General features: G+C 44.7%; 14 protein-coding genes. All 14 read right to left on the reverse strand.

All coding sequences use genetic code 11. The annotated features are described in order from the left end of the window. Positions 1-65: 65 nt before the first annotated feature. The 14 genes from JFU01_RS02595 to JFU01_RS02660 all read right to left on the reverse strand — a co-directional run bounded on the left by JFU01_RS02595 (position 66) and on the right by JFU01_RS02660 (position 19,782). Positions 66-1,823: an ABC transporter ATP-binding protein gene (locus JFU01_RS02595; protein WP_195856589.1), complete on the reverse strand. Its 1,758-nt coding sequence runs from the start codon at positions 1,821-1,823 to the stop codon at positions 66-68. Continuing rightward, positions 1,816-3,531, reverse strand: a complete 1,716-nt coding sequence (locus tag JFU01_RS02600; protein WP_195856588.1) for an ABC transporter ATP-binding protein — start codon at positions 3,529-3,531, stop codon at positions 1,816-1,818. The genes JFU01_RS02595 and JFU01_RS02600 overlap by 8 nt, the downstream gene beginning before the upstream one ends. Positions 3,532-3,768: 237 nt before the next feature. After that, entirely contained in the window at positions 3,769-5,019 is a 1,251-nt protein-coding gene (locus JFU01_RS02605; protein WP_195856587.1) for a peptidoglycan bridge formation glycyltransferase FemA/FemB family protein, read from the reverse strand. A 24-nt stretch (positions 5,020-5,043) separates the two neighbouring features. Further along, positions 5,044-6,519 carry a signal recognition particle protein gene (gene ffh, locus JFU01_RS02610; protein WP_195856586.1) on the reverse strand — a complete coding sequence of 492 codons (1,476 nt, stop codon included), beginning with the start codon at positions 6,517-6,519 and terminating at the stop codon, positions 5,044-5,046. A 3-nt stretch (positions 6,520-6,522) separates the two neighbouring features. Further along, positions 6,523-6,870 carry a putative DNA-binding protein gene (locus JFU01_RS02615; protein ID WP_111821317.1) on the reverse strand — a complete coding sequence of 116 codons (348 nt, stop codon included), beginning with the start codon at positions 6,868-6,870 and terminating at the stop codon, positions 6,523-6,525. Between the two features lie 150 nt (positions 6,871-7,020). Then, on the reverse strand, positions 7,021-8,046 hold the full coding sequence (gene ftsY, locus JFU01_RS02620) for a signal recognition particle-docking protein FtsY (RefSeq protein ID WP_195856585.1): 1,026 nt from the start codon (positions 8,044-8,046) through the stop codon (positions 7,021-7,023). Between the two features lie 14 nt (positions 8,047-8,060). Next, positions 8,061-8,873 carry a Cof-type HAD-IIB family hydrolase gene (locus JFU01_RS02625; protein ID WP_195856584.1) on the reverse strand — a complete coding sequence of 271 codons (813 nt, stop codon included), beginning with the start codon at positions 8,871-8,873 and terminating at the stop codon, positions 8,061-8,063. 485 nt (positions 8,874-9,358) lie between these two features. Further along, positions 9,359-12,919: a chromosome segregation protein SMC gene (gene smc, locus JFU01_RS02630; RefSeq protein ID WP_195856583.1), complete on the reverse strand. Its 3,561-nt coding sequence runs from the start codon at positions 12,917-12,919 to the stop codon at positions 9,359-9,361. Positions 12,920-12,933: 14 nt separating this feature from the next. After that, entirely contained in the window at positions 12,934-13,632 is a 699-nt protein-coding gene (gene rnc / locus JFU01_RS02635; RefSeq protein WP_195856582.1) for a ribonuclease III, read from the reverse strand. Positions 13,633-13,650: 18 nt separating this feature from the next. Beyond that, positions 13,651-13,896 carry an acyl carrier protein gene (gene acpP / locus JFU01_RS02640; RefSeq protein ID WP_195856581.1) on the reverse strand — a complete coding sequence of 82 codons (246 nt, stop codon included), beginning with the start codon at positions 13,894-13,896 and terminating at the stop codon, positions 13,651-13,653. 39 nt (positions 13,897-13,935) lie between these two features. Continuing rightward, positions 13,936-14,955 carry a phosphate acyltransferase PlsX gene (gene plsX, locus JFU01_RS02645; RefSeq protein ID WP_195856580.1) on the reverse strand — a complete coding sequence of 340 codons (1,020 nt, stop codon included), beginning with the start codon at positions 14,953-14,955 and terminating at the stop codon, positions 13,936-13,938. Between the two features lie 23 nt (positions 14,956-14,978). Next, complete coding sequence (recG, locus tag JFU01_RS02650; RefSeq protein WP_195856579.1) at positions 14,979-17,018, reverse strand: ATP-dependent DNA helicase RecG; 2,040 nt, start codon at positions 17,016-17,018, stop codon at positions 14,979-14,981. A gap of 27 nt (positions 17,019-17,045) precedes the next feature. Further along, positions 17,046-18,050 carry an MsnO8 family LLM class oxidoreductase gene (locus JFU01_RS02655; protein ID WP_195856578.1) on the reverse strand — a complete coding sequence of 335 codons (1,005 nt, stop codon included), beginning with the start codon at positions 18,048-18,050 and terminating at the stop codon, positions 17,046-17,048. A gap of 64 nt (positions 18,051-18,114) precedes the next feature. After that, a complete protein-coding gene (locus JFU01_RS02660; protein ID WP_195856577.1) occupies positions 18,115-19,782 on the reverse strand; it encodes a DAK2 domain-containing protein in 1,668 nt (555 codons plus the stop codon). Positions 19,783-19,798 lie beyond the last annotated feature (16 nt).

Here is a 19,798-nt window from a genome sequence, read left to right on the forward strand (position 1 = left end):
TTTCAAGGATTACCGCATATTTCTTCCAGCGTTTCACTTTTTTTCGTCACCTCGCACTCTATTCATTAGTCATTAAATTGACTTTGGTAGAGTTGGGCGTATTTGCCATTTTTTGCTAGCAGCTCTTCATGGTTTCCTTGTTCAACAATATCCCCTTGATCTAGAACCAGAATTTTATCAGCTTCCACAATGGTAGACAAGCGGTGGGCAATGACAAAGTTGGTCCGCCCTTGCATGAGCTTAGCCATGGCTGACTGGATAAGTTGTTCTGTACGGGTGTCCACTGACGAGGTGGCTTCATCAAGGATCATGACTTCGGGGTTAGAGATAAAGGCCCGAGCAATGGTAATTAATTGCTTTTGCCCCTGGGAAATATTATTGGCTTCTTCATTTAAGAGGGTATTGAAACCATCAGGCAAGCTTTGAATAAAGTGATAGCAATGAGCATCCTTGGCTGCTTGAACCACTTCTTCATCGCTAGCTCCCTCGGCCCCATAACGGATATTATCCGCAATGGTCCCCTGCTGGAGCCAGGTATCTTGAAGCACCATGCCAAAAAACTGACGCAGGTTTTCCCGGCTAGCTTGGCGGATATCAATACCGTTGACGCGAATCGCCCCGCGGTTAACATCATAGAACCGCAACAATAAAGAAATCAGGGTCGATTTTCCTGCCCCGGTTGGTCCTACAATCGCTATAGTTTGACCTTTTTCAACCTGGAGATTCAAGTCTTTAATAATCATCTCTTCCTCATAGGCAAAGCCAACATGGTCAAAGACAATACTTTCAATCGGCGGCTCTATTTCATAAGTGGTATCCTCAACCACTTCGGGAGCATCTAATAATTCAAAGATCCGGTCGGCCGAGGCCAGGGTTTCTTGGAGAAGAGTAGCCATTTCGGCAATGGTATTAATGGGCCGGGTAATTTTTTGACTATATTGGATAAAAGCCAAGACATCCCCAATTAAAATTCTCTGTCCTAGGACAAGTAACCCTCCCACAATGGCAATGGCCACATAGCCAATATTACTGATAAAGGTCATCACTGGCAGTAAGATCCCCGCCATAAAACTGGCATGATAGGAGACTTCATAGAGATGGTTATTATAGCGTTGAAATTCTTGGTCAGCCCGATCTTGATAATTATAGGCCTTAATCAGGTCAGTCCCGGTGAAACTTTCCTCAATGTAGCCCACAATAGCTCCCAGGCCCTTCGCCTTGGCCCGAAAATATTTCTGCGACCGTGAGGTGATGAAGCGGGTTGCAAAAAAGGACAGCGGGATGGTAATAAAGAAAATTCCCGTCATGGTGACTGAAATTCTCAACATCATAATCAAAATGCCGACTAAGAGAATGGCTCCATAAAAGACTTGGTCAATACTTTGCTGGATATTACGTCCCAAGCTTTCAATGTCATTGGTCATCCGACTCAATAAGTCACCTGTCAATTGTTGGTCGAAGAAGGACAGGGGGATTTTCTTGATTTTTTTTGAGACGGCTTGGCGCAATTCCTTGATAAAGGATTGGGCCAAATAGGTCAGCAAGCGACCCTGAAAGTAACGGAAAAGGCCCAGGACCAGGTAGATGGCAATAAGATAGAGACAGAAGACCTTGATCTGGTCAAAATTAATGGCCTGGCCCTGGCTGATGTCGGCTGCAATGCCATTGGTTAAGTCTCCCATAATCCGAGGAGCGATAATATCACAGGCTGCAATCACAATAGTCGCTAACAAGCTAAAAATGAGCAACCAATGGTACTTGCCTAAATGCTTGATTAAACGGAGCAAATTAGCTTGGCTACTTTGGTGTTTCTTCCTAGCCATGGATGTCATCCTCCTCCCCTTGACTAATAACAATTTCACGATAGAGTTTAGAATGCTTCATAAGCTCTTCGTGGCTGCCATATGCACTGACCTTGCCCTCATCTAAGACCAGGATCTTATCGGCATGGCGGATGGTGGCCACTCTTTGCGCCACAATGATTAACATGGCATCGCCCAAGTTATCTTTTAGGGCTTGGCGCAATTGATAATCCGTTTGATAGTCTAAAGCTGAAAAAGAATCATCAAATAAGTAGAGAGGTACCCGGCGGCTAAGAGCCCGGGCAATGGCCAAGCGTTGGCGTTGCCCACCGGAAAAATTGACCCCACCTCGAACCATGCGGTCAGCTAAAGGACGATCAGATAAAAAGTCCCTAGACTGAGCGATATCTAGGTTGTTCTCCATAGCAGCATCGGTGACGGATTCATCCGCATAAGATAGATTTTCCCCCACAGTCTTGGTAAAGAAGAAATTCTGTTGGGGAATATAAGAGATATACTGGCGGACTGATCCCGGCGCTAAACTTTCAATGGCTTGACCATTGATTAAGAGCTCGCCCTCACTGGGTGGGTAAAACTGTAAGAGGAGTTTTAAGAGGGTTGATTTCCCTGACCCGGTTCCACCAATGATCCCTAGGCTTTCCCCTTTACTTAAAGAGAAATTAATCTTATCTAGGGCAGGTAAGGCCGCTCCTGGATAGTAAAAAGTCAAATCCTTAGCTTCTACCCGACTAATGGGTTCGGTAAGTAAGTTCTCACCAATCATTTCTGCCTGAGGATAAGCTAAAACTTCACTGATTCTTTCCGTTGAGGTCACGGTCCGTGGCAACATAGTAAGTAAGTTACAAATCATGATTAAAGCCGTTAGCACCTGGGTAATATACTGGAGATAGGCCATTAACCCACCAATCTCTAAACTTCCCTGGCTAATTAAATGAGCCCCAAAATAGGCAATGGCAACAATTCCTAGATTTAAAACCGTGGAAAGAATCGGCATGACCGTAATCATTAAATTGTTGACCTTTAAGGCGATTTGATAATATTCATCATTGGCTTGACTAAAGACAGCTTCTTCATAGTCATTCTTATTAAAGGCCCGAATCACCTTTAAACCGGTCAAACGTTGACGAAAGAGCAGGTTGATCCGGTCTAACTTCCCTTGTAAACGGGGAAAATAAGGGAGGGCCTTCTTGATAATGACCCACATCCCCAAAAATAAAAAGGGAATACTCAATAATATAATAACGGATAATTGCATGTTGGTTAACATGGCCATAATCAGGCCCCCAATGAACATGAGCGGACCACGCACCCAAGGCCTTAGTCCCATAAGCGCCATTTGTTCTACCTGGCTGACATCGTCTGTCGTTCGCGTGATTAAGGATGAAATGCCAAAATGTTCGGTGTCATCAAAGGTCATATGGTTGACCTTGGTATAGATAGCATGTCTGACATCGCGAGAAAAACCCATAGCAACTTTGGCAGAATGAAAGGCCGCTGATCCCCGACAAATCACTGTCAACAGCACGACCACCAGCATCAAGCTCCCAATTTTTAAAATAAATGAGGTATCCCCTTGAGCCACCCCCTGGTCAACCACTTCAGCCATTAAGCGTGGTAAAAATAATTCCCCTAGGGCGTTACCAAAAGTTAAAGCAATCACTAGCAAAATCCGCCAGCGATAACTCTTTAAATAGGAAAACACTTGCATAAAAATGACCAACCTCCCCCTGAATGTGATTACTGACTAACTACTAAAATACCCTATCTAAAAAAACATAGCAAATCATTTACATTTCCACTAAAAAAGCCTCGCTAGAAGCGAAGCTTGTTAATAGGTAATTTGAATATAGTCTCCCAAACTTAATCAATCATCGACTTAAGTATTTGACTCATTATCCTGCTTGATTTTTGAAAGCTATTTTTTATTCACTCAGAGTCAAGGCGCTTAATTATAGCGACCAAGGAGACGTTTGACCTTCTCATAGAGGGCGAGGAAGTGGGGGTGTGGTGACCAGGTAAAGGTCCCAATATTTCTTTCCGCATAGCCGTTAAAGGATTGTTTAAAATGAAGCAAGCCGTTATTCTCGTCAAAAGGCTCACTGATGCCTAAGAAATTATAGACCGGAATATCATGGTCTATAGCCAGCTTGATGGATTGATCTTGGATGAGATAAGGAGCATTGATGATGGAATATTCCTCATCTGAACCCGAATAGAGATAGGTCATCTCGTAAGGACTCTCAATAAAGAGAGCCACTGCTAAAACGGTTTGTTCTTCTTTGGCTTGGTCCACCCAGACTTGGGCATCGGCAATCTTTTTCACTTGAGCGTCATATTGGGATTGGTATTCCCGTCTTTGGTTGTTCTTTTTGCGGCTATTGGGATTTTTAGCCAGATCTTCATCTAAGTCCGCTAAGATTCCTTCTAATTCCTCTTGACGTTCAATTAAACTAGCTTGGTAGTCTTTGAAGTTAATTTCCGCAATGACAAAGCGGGCCGCACTGCCAATGTTTTGGTAAACTTCTTCAAAGTATGGGTATTCCTTAGGCGCAATCCCCAATCGCTGACAAGTCTCCTCATAGCAAGCATAGAAGCGCGGCATTTCTTCAATTCCAGTAATCTCTCGGACCACGGTACTATACTTATGGGCTTGTTTGAGGGATTGTTGGGCGCCATGGAGGTAGGATTTTTCCACCTTGTTGGGGTCAACTGTAGTCAAATCCTTCTTATAATTCCAGTCAAACCCCGCAAATTCTGGTCTTTTGTCTTGGTAATGGTAGGTGAAGCCTGCTGCTTGAATCCAGGAAACCAGATCTTCATTAATCTTTTTGGGGTTTTGTGCCTTTTCATCAGTAACAATAATCCCAACATCTGGCTTCACGAGTAAGGAGATCCCCTTATGAGACTTGACAAAATCCTTAACTCCATTCAAGAAAGTAATAATTTGGTCGCGATTGCTTAAATCTCCAGGTAGCCAGCCTTCTAATTCAAAGGCCCCACCCACATGGGTAGGTAAGTTGGCCAAAATGCAGGCTTCTAGAATCTGATCTTGGTCGTCTGCTAAGGCTAAATAATGAATTTCTCGGCCCCGGGCGGCTTTTAAGCGCGCCATGTCTAGCGATTGCAAGTGGTTACTGCGGCCTAATTGCTTGATCCACTTGTCAAAATCATCTGCTGCTATTTCAACGAATTTCATTTATCCCACTAGTCTCCTTCACATTTACCCTTTTTTGCCACGTTTTTTACGTTGCTTATTTAATTTCTTCTTCATGTGTTTTGCTGCTAGTTCTTGAGCCCGCTGTTTCTTGCGACGGCCACCATCCATACCAGGCATATTAGGCATATTACCCATTCCATTAGGCATGCCCCCCATTAGGGAAGATAAGGAACTCATATCCCCATTGGTCATGGCTGACATCATAGTCCGACTTTGGTTAAATTGTTTAATCAATTGGTTAACTTGGTTGACCGTGGTTGCTGATCCCTTAGCAATCCGCCGGCGCCGGCTTTGGTTAATTTCATCCGGATGGGTCCGTTCATAATCAGTCATGGACTGGATAATGGCCTTGGTACGGACCATATCTTTAGGGTCGATGTTTAACTTATCAACCGGTAGTATCTTATTTAAGCCCGGTATCATCTTGATGATGCTTTCAAATGAGCCCATCTTGTTCATTTGATCCATTTGCTTAACGAAGTCATTAAAGTCGTAAGTATTGGCCTGCATCTTAGCTGCCATCTCTTCGGCTTCTTTTTCATCAAATTCTTTTTGGGCCTTTTCAATTAGGGTCATCATGTCCCCCATACCCAAAATTCGGTTAGACATCCGGTCAGGATAGAAGGTTTCAATGTCTTCTAATTTTTCCCCGACCCCGGTAAATTTAATCGGTTTGCCAGTGATAGAGGCAATCGACAAGGCGGCACCACCACGAGTATCCCCATCTAATTTAGTCAGGACAACCCCGGAGAGTGCTAATTCTTCATCAAAAGTCTTCGCCACATTAGCAGCTTCTTGACCACTCATGGCGTCAACGGTGAGAAGAATTTCATCGGGATGAACAGCTGCTTGGATGTTCTTTAATTCATCCATCAAAGTTTGGTCGATCTGTAAGCGCCCGGCAGTATCGATAAAGATAGTATCGTAGTTATTCTCTTTGGCATAAACGACCGCCTTTTGGGCGATCTCAACAGGGCTCACTTGGTTACCTAGTTGGAAGACCGGTAAGTCCAGCTGACGGCCAATGGTTTCTAACTGGTCAATTGCAGCAGGACGGTAGACGTCGGCGGCCACTAAGAGAGGTTTGCGATGGTCTTCTTCCCGTAAGTGATTGGCTAGTTTACCCACCGTGGTGGTTTTACCAGCCCCTTGTAAACCAGCCATCATAATAATTGTTGGTCCATCTTCATTATAGTTAACGCCAACTTGCTCGCCACCCAATAATTCAGTCAACTCTTCATCGACGATTTTAACAATTTGTTGGGTTGGACTTAGTGATTCTAAGACATCACTATTTAGGGCCTTATCTTGGACCTTACGAACAAAGTTTTTTACCACTTTAAAGTTAACATCAGCCTCTAGTAAGGCCAAACGCACTTCCCGCATCATTTCTCGCAAGTCGCCTTCGGAGATTTTTCCCTTTTTACCGACTTTTTCTACCGCTCCTTGCAGGCGGTCCGATAAACTTTCAAAAGCCATTCCTTACACCTCTTTATCATCCATTATTAGTAACTTATCTATTGTTTGTTTGAGTTCATCATCTTGAGCATAGTTCTTTTTGACATAGTCCCTGAGCTCCTTGATCGCCGCTTGCCGCTTACGGTAGTCAGAGGCTAAGTGTAAGCGGGACTCATAATTTTCCAGGGTCTTTTCCGTTCTACGAATGTTATCATAAACGGCCTGCCGACTGACATCGAAATAGGCCGCAATTTCACCGAGGGAGTAGTCATCTTGGTAGTAAAGACTAATATAATCTTGTTGTTTTTTGGTTAATAACTGGTAATAGAAGTCCAGTAAGCGGTTAATTTCATTAGTCTTTTGAATTTCCATATTTGCCTCCATCACTAGATTGCTTCTAGCTTACAATCTTTAAGAATACCGAAGTCCTTAGGGAAAGTCAATGCAGAGGCCAGTAAAATCCCCTTAAGATTAGGCGGCAGAAAAAGAGTCTGAGACTTTTGTCCCAGACTCTCAACACTTTTAGACTTCGACGACATCTTTGACCAACTGATAAATGAATTTTTCCCCATCAAATGGTTGTAAATCATCCATCCCTTCGCCTAGTCCAATCAGCTTCACTGGTAGGTCTAGCTCATAACGAATGGCAAAGATAACTCCCCCACGGGCGGTTCCATCTAATTTGGTTAAAACTAAGCCGGTAATATCGACGGTTTTATTAAATTCCTTGGCTTGTACCAGGGCATTTTGTCCTGTCGTGGCATCCAGAACCAATAAGGTTTCATGGGGAGCATCAGGGATTTCCCGTTTAATGACCCGGTTCATCTTATCCAATTCATTCATCAAGTTCTTCTTGTTTTGTAAACGACCAGCCGTGTCAATTAATAGATAGTCATAGTCTTCACTGACCGCCTTATGAACAGCGTCATAGACCACGGCAGAAGGGTCACCATTGGCCTTACCACTAACCACCGGCGCTCCGACCCTTTGGCCCCAGGAATTTAACTGTTCTACCGCTCCAGCCCGGAAGGTATCACCAGCAGCTAGGAGAACTTTCTTACCCTGGCTGATATAATGGTGGGCGACCTTGGCAATAGTGGTGGTTTTTCCAACCCCATTGACCCCAACAAAGAGCATCACAGTTGGCCCATCGGGATTTTCCTTTAAAGCAACGGAGTTGTCCTGACCCTTTTCATAGATCTTGACCATTTCCTCAATAACAGTATTTTTAACATCTTCTCCCTTGGTCACATTCCGTCTTTGCACTTCTTCGCGAACGGCATCTGATAGAGCCAGGGTCATATCAAAGCCAACATCACTAGTAATCAAGGCTTCTTCTAAATCATCAAAGAATTCTTCATCGACCTCACGAAAACCAGCAAAAAGGTCATTCATGCGCTCGGAAAAACTTTTCCGCGTTTTCTCGACGCCCTTGTCATACTTTTCAAAGACAATCTTCTCTTCTTCTTCCTCCCGGTTCTTAGCTTGTTCAGCGACTAGCGGATCTTCACCGGTAAAGGCTTGTTTAATACGATCAAATAAACCCAAATTGATTCACTCCCTTACGACTTCAATACCAATTCTTCAATGGCATGGGCAACCCCATCGTCCATATTGGATTTGGTAATATAGTCAGCATATTTTTTTATTGTTTCATTGCCATTAGCCATGACAACGGCAGTTCCTGCCCATTGTAACATAGCCTTATCGTTCTCTTCATCACCAATGGCCATGACCTCGCTAACATCAATCTTTAAATAATTGGCCAAGGCTGCCAAGCCTTGCCCCTTATCCACACCCTTAGGCATCACTTCTAACTGATGGCCGTGAGAGCGCATGACGGAATAGTCTTGATAAAGCCAGTCAGGCAATTTTGATAGCTGGTCTTCAATATGTTCCTTAGGGGTATTGGTCACGGTTTTATAAAAATGGTGGTCCATCCCCAAAGCATCCAAATCAAAATGAACAAAGGGAAGAAAAGGCATCTGTTGGTCATAGTGGCCCGGCCAGTCCTTGGGGTACTTGAGACGGTGGACGGTATCGATATCTACCGCATCAATGGGTAAATCGAGACCATACATCATGTCATAAATGCGAAGCACATCAGCCGTTGTCATAATGGTTTCAGAAATAATCTCACGAGAATCGTTGTGTAAGACTAAGCCACCATTATAGGTGATGGAGAAGTGTTTAGCAGTATTCATGTTAAAGCGGTCCAAGGCAAATTGAATGCCTTCAATGGGACGACCGGTACAAATCACCACTTCAATCCCCGCTTCCACTGCTCTTCTTATGGTAGAAGCATTGGCTTCACTAATGGTCTTATCATCGCGTAATAAGGTTCCATCTAAGTCAATAGCAATAAGTTTAATCATGCAATCTATCCTTTATAAATCCTTAGCGCATGCCGAAGCAAACTTTACAAAATTTCTTTCTCATTATATCACAGAACAAGAAAATAACCCATTTGGAAAGGATGTGAGGAAGGATCAGGGAGGGAGATTCCTTGGAGGAAAAGATGAAAAGGTCAGTAAGCTGACCGTTCAACTTTTCTGAAAGGACATCCCCTCACCCTTCCGAACTCAACTAGAGTGTGACAAGCGCAAAAAGAGGGGAGAGAGCTACGCATACTATATCTGTAACTCGCTTTGCTTCGAACAGCTATAGCAATTGGAAGAAGTGTGTAGTAAATACTCAAAGAGGATTTATGAAGACTTCTGAAAGGACATCCCCTCCCCTTTTCGAACTCAACTAGGCTGAGCGTTACCAGTTTTTAGTTGGTTTTGATTAGAAAGTTCGTATTAAAAAAGGACTGAGGAGAAATCTCCCAGTCCTAATTACGATTTATACTCATTATCTCCTAATTCAACTGGTCATCAACATCCTCTAAGCGAACCGAAGCTAGTTGGGAGATTCCCTCTTGTTGCATGGTCACCCCATAGAGAATATTAGCGGCTTCCATGGTTCCCTTACGGTGGGAAATAACAATAAATTGGGTTTTTTGAGCAAATTTTTGCAAGTAGCGTCCATAGCGGGCCACATTGGCATCATCTAAGGCCGCTTCAACTTCATCGAGAATGGAGAAAGGCACCGTTTTGACATCCAAAATGGCAAAGAGCAGGGCAATAGCGGTTAGGGCCCGCTCACCCCCCGATAACAAGCTCAAGAGCTGGAGTTTCTTTCCTGGCGGTTGGGCCATGATTTCTACCCCAGTATTCAGTAAGTCATTGGGATCGGTGAGCTTGAGGGTTGCCTTGCCTCCACCAAAGAGAGCCGGAAAAATACTTTCAAAGGCGTCGCGGATAGCTTCAAAGGTGGTTTTAAAGCGGGTAGAGACCTCACTATCCATTTCAGCAATGGTTTGATAGAGATTTTCACGAGCATCGATAGCATCTTGGCGCTGTTTATCGATAAAGCAAAATCGCTCATAGACCTCATCATATTCTTCAATGGCCTGCATATTGACTGGTCCCAGGCTGTCAATGGCCTGCTTTAATTGCTTAACCCGGCTGGAGGCTTGGTCAATCGACATGGTTAACTGACTTTCTGCCCGCGCCCGTTCATAGGTCAAACCGTATGATTCACTTAATTGTTCCAGGTGATTATCAATCGACACCTCATAGCGACTGGCACTGGCCTCTAGCTTAGCAATACTTTGTAAGTTGCTTTGAATTTCTGAGTTCAGTTGACTAATCATTTGATTGGCCGCTTCAACCTTTTGACTAGCTTCCTGGCGTTCTTCTTTGGCTGTTTTTAACTGGGTCTGGATGTCTTTACTTTGCTTTTGGAAGCTTTGCAATTGGGCCTCTAAATGCTTTTTCTTCTCCTCCTGGTCGCTATCATTGGTCAGGGCTTGGCTTAGTAAGTTAGTAAGTTCTTGATAGGCCTGTTCCTGGTCAACGAGCTCTGCGGACAAGCTAGCTTTTTGATCCTTAGCCTGCTTTAATTGCTCCTTGGTGACCGCAAAGTCAGTCGCAATCTGTTGAAAATCTTCTTGCAGCTGGGCTTTTTGCTGGCCTTTTTCTTCATCAGAGAGTAAACGAGCATTGATCTTGGCCTTGGCTGCTTGAATTTTTTCCTGTAAGTGAGTCAATTTTTCCTGGCTGGTGGCCAGGTCTGCCTGACTCTGCTTAACATCCTCTTGGCTGAGATTTTTCTCATAATCTTGGCCTTGGACTTCCTTAACCAATTTCTCCAGCTCTTGAGTCAAGTGCTCCCTTTCAGCCTGGCTAGAACGCAGGTCATAGCGAGCCTCACTACCTTTTTCTTTCAAGCTTTCTAAGGCCTGGGACATCTGATCTTGGTCTTTCTGCTGGGTCGCTATCCGGCTAGCCGCTTCTTGGTAAGAGGCTTCCATGGATTCAATATCTTGGCTTAAGCTTTGGATGTCATTTTTACGACTAAGGAGGGAGGTCTGGTTCCGCTTATTAGCGCCCCCGGTTAAGGATCCTCCCGCATTAACTAGGTCTCCGGTCAAAGTGACGATCCGGTAACGAGCATGGAGGGCCTGGGATAGGCGGCGAGCCCCGGTTAAGTCCTCAGCCAGAATGATATTTCCCATCACATTTTCCATGACGGTTTGAAATTGATCGTCAAAGTCTACCAAGTCAACCAACAAGCCGATATAAGCGGGATCAGCTTGGACCCGGCTGACTTGCTGGTCATTGATCCGCCGACTTTTCATGGTATCCAGGGGTAGGAAGGTCGCCCGTCCGGCCTTCTTAGCCTTCAAGTAGGTAATCACTTCCTGGGCCACTTGGCCATCCTGGGTGACGATATTTTGCATGCTACCCCCTAAGGCCGTTTCTACCGACAGGGTATAATCCTCAGGCACATCGATCAATTCCGCAATGGCCCCAAAAATCCCTCTTTTTTTGCTCTTTAATTTCAGGGCATTTTTGACCCCGTAGTAGAAGCCTTCGTGGTTATCCTCTAAATTCTTTAAGGAATCTAACTGGGCTTGCTTTCTCAAAAGCTTTTGATAGAGGGCCTGGTTGTCATTGGTCGCTTTTTGGACTTGGTCTTGGGACCGTCTTAATGACTGGGCTTGGTCTTGATATTCTTGGAGCAAGTCTTTTAAAGTTTGCTCTTTTTGACTAATTTCTTGGTTCAATTCTTCCTGCTGGTCTTCCAGCTTAGCCTGTTCTTTTTGACTGTTCCGGATCCTCTCCGCATATTTTTCTTGGTTCTTTTGCCCTTGTTGGATATCCTTCTCAGTTTGTTGGATTTGATTAGATAAATGGCTTTCTTCCTGTAAATAAGCGATATATTGGTTACGCAAGTCTTCCAAATCTTCTTCGCTGTAGTCACTTAAAGCCGCTAATTGCTCCTTGAGGGATTGATAGGAGTCGGCTTGGCTTTGATAAGTTTCTTGGTACTTATCTAGCTGAGCCTGGTTACTTTTTAAGTTTGCTTTCAGTTTTTCAATTTTTACTTGTAAATTGGCCTGTTCTTTTTCTTGGTTTTGACGGTTAGACTGGATAAAACGCTGCTCCTGCTCCATCATTTGCAGTTGGCTACGTAGTTTCTCCCCAGCCTGGAGTTTGACCACGTAGTTGTCATTGAGCTCGTTAACACGCTCATCAGACTGTTCTTCAGCGGTCTTGGCTTGGGCCAGAGCTGTTTCTTCCTGGTCAAGTTGACGTTTTTTCCCTTCATTGCTGGCCTGAATGCTTTCCAAATCTTTCTTAGCCAGTTGCCATTGTTCATTAAGGGTTTCAATTTGAACGGCAGTCAGGGCAATTTCAATCTGACTAAGCTCTTGCTTCTTGTCCCGGTAGGAAACAGCCGCTTCTTTTTGTTCCTTGAGGGGCTCTAAGCGACCTTCAATTTCTGACAGAATATCTTCGATCCGGTTTAAATTTTCCTGAGACCGGTCGAGCTTGCGTTCAGCTTCTTGTTTCTTACTCTTATATTTCATTACCCCAGCGGCTTCTTCAAAGATAGCCCGTCGCTCTTCAGCTCGCTGAGTAAAGATCTCTTCTACCTTTCCTTGGGAAATAATGGAGAAGGATTCCTTTCCCACTCCTGTATCCATCATTAACTGGGTAATATCCTTTAAGCGACAATTTTGGCCATTAATTTTATAGATACTGTCGCCCGAACGGGTATAGCGTCTCAAGACCGAGACCTCATCACTATCCATATCAAGGACCCGGTCACTGTTGTCAAAGGTTAAAACCACCTGGGCGTATTGGGATTGCCGCCGACTTTGTGAACCTGAGAAAATCACGTCATCCATTCTTTTCCCCCGCAGTGATTTGGCGGATTGTTCACCGAGCACCCATTTCACTGCTTCAGTGATATTCGATTTACCACTACCGTTTGGTCCAACTATGGCTGTAAAACCCCGGTCGAGTTCGACCCGGGTTTTCTCTGCAAAGCTCTTAAAACCGACCATTTCAATTGTTTTTAAATACACACACTTGCCGTCCTTTATTTCTCTTTTTGTATATCCTCGAGGGCCTGTTTGGCTGCCGCCTGTTCAGCATGCTTCTTAGAAGTCCCCTGGCCTTGACCGATGATTTCACCATCCAAACAGACCGCCACTTCAAAGCGTTTATTATGGGAGGGGCCAGATTCCTTCAACAAACGATAAGACAGGTTAATCTGACCATCTTTTTGTAGTTCTTCTTGGAGGGCGGTTTTATTGTCTCGGTGGTCCTTAAATTCACCGCTCTCGATCTTAGGATAAATGGTTTGCTCTAGAAACTTCTCAATAGCATCTAACCCAAGATCAAGATATAAGGCTCCCACGACGGCTTCAAATAAATCACAAAGTAAGGAAGAACGTTCGCGACCACCATTGGCCTCTTCACCGTGCCCTAGACGGACATATTGGTCAAAGCCACACTCCTTACAGCGTTTACTCAGACTTTCCTCACAGACAATTAAGGCCCGAATCCGGGATAAGTCGCCTTCTGGTAATTGGGGAAAGTAATGGTAGAGGAAATTAGAGACTGTTAACTCTAAAACCGCATCCCCTAAAAATTCAATTCGTTCATTGTCCTGTAAATTTTCTTTGCGTTTTTCATTCACATAAGATGAATGCGTAAAGGCAATTTGATAATGGCGCTTTTCATGAATGTCCAAATCAAATTGCTCTTTAAAAAGCTGCTTAATCGCTTTAAACATGGTTTTCCTCCTTAATAATTAACCCTTTTTCGCTAAACTAATAGCATCAACTAATTCTTCTAAGGTTTCAATATGGTCTGCAGTTGAATCGGGAATGGATACCTTGAAATAATCTTCTAAGGTCATGACCAGCTCCACAATATCTAAGGAATCTGCCCCAAGGTCCTTAGATAAGTGGGTAGTTTTATCAATTTTCTCATCTTCCAAACCAAATCGTTCACTGATCATTTCTCGAATGATATCAAAAATTTTTCTCTCTTCCATAGTTGGTCTTCCTTCCCAAAACCATTCCTTTTTAAAGGCCTAGTCCTCTGCTTGACCTTCCTTATTAGCGATTTGTTGGGCCAAACTGTCATAGGTGCCTGACTTCACAATTTGCCGGGCCTGGCCGATGGTTGCAGCAACAGTCTTAGCACTGGCATTTCCGTGACACTTAATCACTGGGGCTTTAACTCCAAACAGGGTCGCTCCACCAACACTTTCAATATCAAATTGCCCTAGGGTTTCCTTTAATGAATTTTTTATCAGTAAGGCCCCTAGTTTTGTTTGGAGGTTCCCTGATTTGAGGCTGTGACTGACTAATGTAAGAATCTCTTTAGCCGTCCCCTCAATGGCCTTTAAAACGGCATTACCGGTAAAGCCATCACTAACCACCACATCGCAGACCCCAGCTAAGATGTCGCGGGATTCCACATTACCGATGAAGTGGATCTGTTCTTCCTGGCTCAGTAATTCAAAGGCTTCTTTAGTGACTTTGTTACCCTTAGTATCCTCAGAACCATTATTCAAAAGACCCACACGTGGCTGACGCTTACCTAAGACGTCCTTAGCATATTGGTTCCCCATCAAGGCATTCTCCCAGAGTTGCTTGGCCTTGGCATCGGCATTAGCGCCCATATCCACCAAGACAAAGGATTCCCCTGATTCTCTTAAATTAGGTAGGGTTCCCAATAAGGCCGGACGATCAATTCCTTTAATTCGCCCGACTAACAAGGTCCCTGCTGCTAAGAGGGCCCCAGTATTACCGGCTGAAACCAAGGCATGAGCCTGTCCTTTTTTTACCGCCTTAGCGGCAACCACCATGGAGGCATCCTTCTTGCGGCGGATGGCCCGGACCGGTTCATCATCACCAGCAATTTTTTCTGAACAATGGATGATTTCAATGGGATAGTCGCCCTCAGGAAGCAGGGTTTGAATTTGATCTTGGTCCCCATAGAGCAGGATCTGAATATCGGAATAGGTCTGGACCGCTGCCAGAGCCCCTTCCACGATAGCTTGAGGGGCGTGGTCGCCACCCATAGCATCTACTGCAATTTTAATCATGAGCTTCACTCCTTTAGTCTAGATCAGGCTTGACGTTCTTCTTCCACTTGATTCAACCAGGCACCTAGTAAGGGATAGTCCTGGGTATTTTCCATGAGATAGGGAGCAAATTGAATGGCATCCTGGCGGCTATATTCCAGAATATCGCCATCTTCGATCGGGTCGGCTAACTGGAATTCAGGTAAGCCACTTTGCTTGGTTCCAAAATAATCCCCTGCTCCCCGTAACTCTAAGTCTTGCTGGCTCAAATAAAAGCCATCATTAGACTCAGTCATGATTCGCATCCGTTCTTTACCGTTTTCAGTATGGGGGTCAGCCAACAAGAGGCAGAAAGAGGCTGCCTGGCCCCGACCAACCCGACCCCGTAATTGGTGGAGTTGAGCTAGACCGAAATGGTCGGCATCCAAAATAACCATTAAGCTGGCATTGGGAACATTGACTCCTACCTCAACCACAGTGGTGGCTACCAAAAGCTGGATCGTATTGTCACTATAGGCCTGCATGACAGCTTCTTTTTCTTCATTAGATAACTGCCCATGAAGGAGGCCGACCTGGTAGTGGTCACCAAAACGGGCCTGGTAATCGGTATAAATTTTTTCGGCGTTTTGGGCCTCGACTTTTTCTGACTCGCCTACCAGGGGACAAATAATATAAGCTTGTCGCCCCTTAGCCAATTCCTGCTTTAAGAGATAGTCGACCTGGCTAGCCTCCTGGGGCCTTAGCCAGAGGGTCTTAACCGGTTGGCGACCAGCGGGGAGTTCCTTTAACTTGGAAACTTCCATATCACCCATCAAGGTAATTTCTAGGGTTCGAGGGATGGGAGTAGCGGTCATATAGAGGACATTGGGGTGGCGGTCTCTATTCTTATCGATTAATTGCCGGCGCTGCTTGACCCCAAAGCGGTGCTGTTCATCGATAATGACTAACCCCAGGTCCTTAAAGTGAACATCCTCCTGGAAGAGGGCATGGGTGCCGATCATCAGGTCAAGGTCTCCCTGGGCCAACTGGGCGAGAATTTGCTTGCGTTCTTTGCCCTTGGTAGACCCAGTTAACAAGGCACAGCGCAGCCCCGTGGCTTGGTAGATACTTTGGGCCTCTTTAAAATGCTGCTCAGCTAAAATTTCGGTAGGCACCATTAAGGCCCCTTGAAAGCCAGCCGACACAGCTGCTGCTAAAGCGATCAAGGCCACAATAGTCTTTCCGCTCCCCACATCCCCTTGAAGAAGTCGGTTCATGGGATAGGGCTGTAGGAGGTCCCGACAAATTTGGTTGGTTACTTCTTTTTGCCCCTGGGTCAATTCAAAGGGAATTGAGCGGATAAATTCTTTTAACTGATCATTATCATATTGGATTTGTACCCCCGCTTCTTGGTAGCGCTGGTTGAGCTTGCGCCACTGGATACGGAGACTATAGAGGAAGAGTTCCTGGTACTTAATCTGGCGCCGGGCTTGCTGGCTATCAGCCTCAGTATTTGGAAAATGCATCAAGCGTATGGCCTGGCGATGAGGAATTAACTGATAGCGCTTTGACAATTCTTCGGGAATAAGCTCAGGAATCTGATCTTCATACTGGTCAAGAGCCGTCTTAATTAACTGCCTTAAAGCGGACTGTGAGAGGCCTTTAGTTGTATGGTAGACAGAGGCAGTCTCATTATCCTCACTGGAAAAATTGATAAGTTTAATCCCCAACAATTGCTGGCGCTTGGCTTCATAAGTCCCATAAATCAGGATCTCTTCTTGGCTATGAATTTGCTTTTTGAGGTAGGCTTGGTTGAAGAAATTAACATTGATAATTTCATGGTCCACCTGCAAACGAAAATACAGGCGGTTGCCCTTGCGTCCCCGAAAATAATTCACCACTGGTTCAGTAACCACACGGCCCTTTAAGGTCGCTTTTTGATTGTCGGCCAATTCCTGAATACTTTTAACCGATAAGTCTTCATAGCGAAAAGGAAATTGACAAAGTAAATCATAAATGCTTTCAATCTTCAAACGCTTCAACAGGGCTGCTTTTTTAGGGCCTACTCCAGTTAAGACGCTGACTGGATCCGTGATACTCGTCATTGGCTTACTCCTTCCCGCTATAGGCGACTAAAGATCGATGTCCGCTAAGATATTAATTAAGTCGCGGCGATAATTGTAACCAGATAATTGGTTAACCACCAGGAATTCATCGCAGTCTAATTCTTTCATCAAATGGCTAAATTTAGCCTGAATTTCTTTAGGACTAGCGATTAATTTAGCCTCTTGGTAATGGTCAATGGTTTCCTTCTCCTCATCGGAAAAAGGATAGAATTCCGCTTCCTCCACACTCAAGAGTTGGTACAAGGCCCGCTTGTTACTCCTAAAGGTCAGTATCCAAGCATCAATAGCCTTCTCTAGACCTTCCAAGACATTCTCATCATAGGCTGAAATGACATAGAGCGACACCATGACATGGGGGCTATTATTAATCCCATTGGGTTTAAAATACTTGCGATAAATGCGGATAGCTTCTTTACATTCTTCATAGGAAGGATTGAGGAAGAGACCAAAAAGCATGCCCCAGCCTTGTTCAGCAATATAACGAACATGGCGAGTGCTGGTTACCATGACATAATAAGGAATCTCATGGTCAAATAAGACTGGCATGGCCCGGGCTTTCCCCTCTTGGTGGACTGACCGTTGATCATGCATATAGTCATAAAGGGCGACTAATTCATCCTTATAGGGTTTGGGATTCTTAAAGTCAAAGCCCCCCATTTCCTTTTGGTCAGCCTGTTCCTTAGGATTGCTATAACCTACCCCGGCTTCAATCCGGTGGGGGGCTAAGCATTCCAAAACTTTAAAGTTCTCAGCCAATTGATAGGCACTTAAATTATCCAGCATCACCCCACCTGTACCCAGGCGGATATGCTTGGTAATCGCCGCTGCATAGCCTAATGTGACTTGGGGGCTTGACCCTAAGAGTGCCGGAGTGCTGTGGTGTTCAGCAAACCAGTAACGAGTCAGTCCCTTTTCATCTGCCAATTGTAATAAATTCATGGCGCTTTTAAAGGATTCGATCGCAGTCATTTCACGATCGCGAGGGATAAAATCCAAAATACCTATTTTCATATGACTCATTCTCTTTCACCCTTCTAAATATAGAAAACAGACTGCAAGACAGCCTGTTTCTTAACTATTCAACAGAAATTAAATAACTATAGACAGGCTGGTCCCCTTTATAGACTTCAACTTCTAATTGATCATTATCTTCAGTGATAAGATCTGCTAACTGACTGGCCTCTTCTTCACTGATGTCTTCACCATAGATTAAAGTCACTAATTCACTTTCTTCATCGGTTAAGGCCTGGACCGTTTTACGGGCAGCCTGACTCTTATCAGTATCACAGACTTGTATATCGCCTTCAACCAGTCCCATATAGTCACCCTTGTGGATGGTTAAACCAGAGATCGAGGTGTCCCGAATCGCATGGGTCACTTGCCCACTCTTGACTTCATGGAAGGCTTCTTTCATGGAGCTTTCATTACTTGCTAAGTCATCATTGAGGTTAAAGCCGAGTAAGGCTGCTAGCCCTTGGGTAATCGACTCGGTTTCCAAGACCACGGTAGGCACCTCGCTGACATCAGCCGCTTGTTTAGCTGCCATAAAGATATTCTTATTGTTAGGTAAGAGGATGATATTTTCAGCGTTAACTGCTTCAATGGCCTTAACAAAGTCTTCCGTCGACGGATTCATGGTTTGACCACCGGAAATGATGTAACTGGCCCCCGCCTCTTTAAAGAGTTCGCTCACGCCTTCACCGGCACAAACAGCAATAATACTGTAGGCTTGCTTTTCCTTAGGGACTGCCTTGGCCTTATTGGTCAAGATATCCTCATGTTGCTGGCGCATATTATCCACTTTCACCTTGATTAAGGTCCCAAATTTTTGCCCATAATTGAGGACATCACCAGGACGTTCAGTGTGGACATGGACCTTGACCACTTCATCATCATTAACCACTAATAAGGAATCCCCGCGTTCACTCAGGTAATTCCGGAAAGTCTCGTAGTCAAAGTCTTCATAGTCTTCTGACCCTTGCCCTAAGGCTACCATAATTTCGGTACAGAAGCCGAATTTGATATCTTCTGAAGACACGGAATGGGATGTATTATAGTAATTTTCTTCATGGGCTAATTCAGTGAGGTCGGTATTTTCAACATTGGTATGGAAACTAGCAACCGCTTCACCCGTCAAGGCTTCTAAAAAGCCAGCATAGATTAAGCACAGCCCTTGCCCGCCAGAATCAACCACGCCTACTTCTTTTAATACAGGAAGCAGGTTAGGGGTATTCTCTAAAGCCAAGTTAGCGCCTTCAGAAACAGCGCGCATAACCTCAATGACGTCATCACTCTTTTCAGCTTGGACTAGACCGGCTTCTGCTCCCTCACGGACCACGGTCAAGATCGTCCCTTCCACTGGCTTCATGACTGCCTTATAGGCTGACTTAACCGCCTGGTCAAAGCTATTGGCTAGGGCCTTGGCATCTAACTTTTCGAGACCCTTACAGCCCTTAGCAAAACCTCTAAAGATTTGGGATAGGATTACGCCGGAATTCCCCCGTGCTCCCATTAGCAAACCCTTAGCTAGGGCATCGGCAACTTCTTCGACACTTTGCCCATCGTTCTTCTCGACTCCGTCTAACCCCGCTGAAAAGGATAGGTTCATATTTGTCCCTGTATCCCCATCAGGTACCGGAAAGACATTTAAGGAATCGACATAATCTGCTCCTTGCTTTAACTTGTCGCAACCTACGGCAACCATGTTTCTTAAATCTGATGCATCAATGACTAACTGACTCATGCAGCGTCTTCCTCCC

This window comes from Aerococcus sp. Group 2 (assembly GCF_905125285.1).
GTDB classification, from domain to species: Bacteria; Bacillota; Bacilli; order Lactobacillales; family Aerococcaceae; genus Aerococcus; species Aerococcus urinae_E.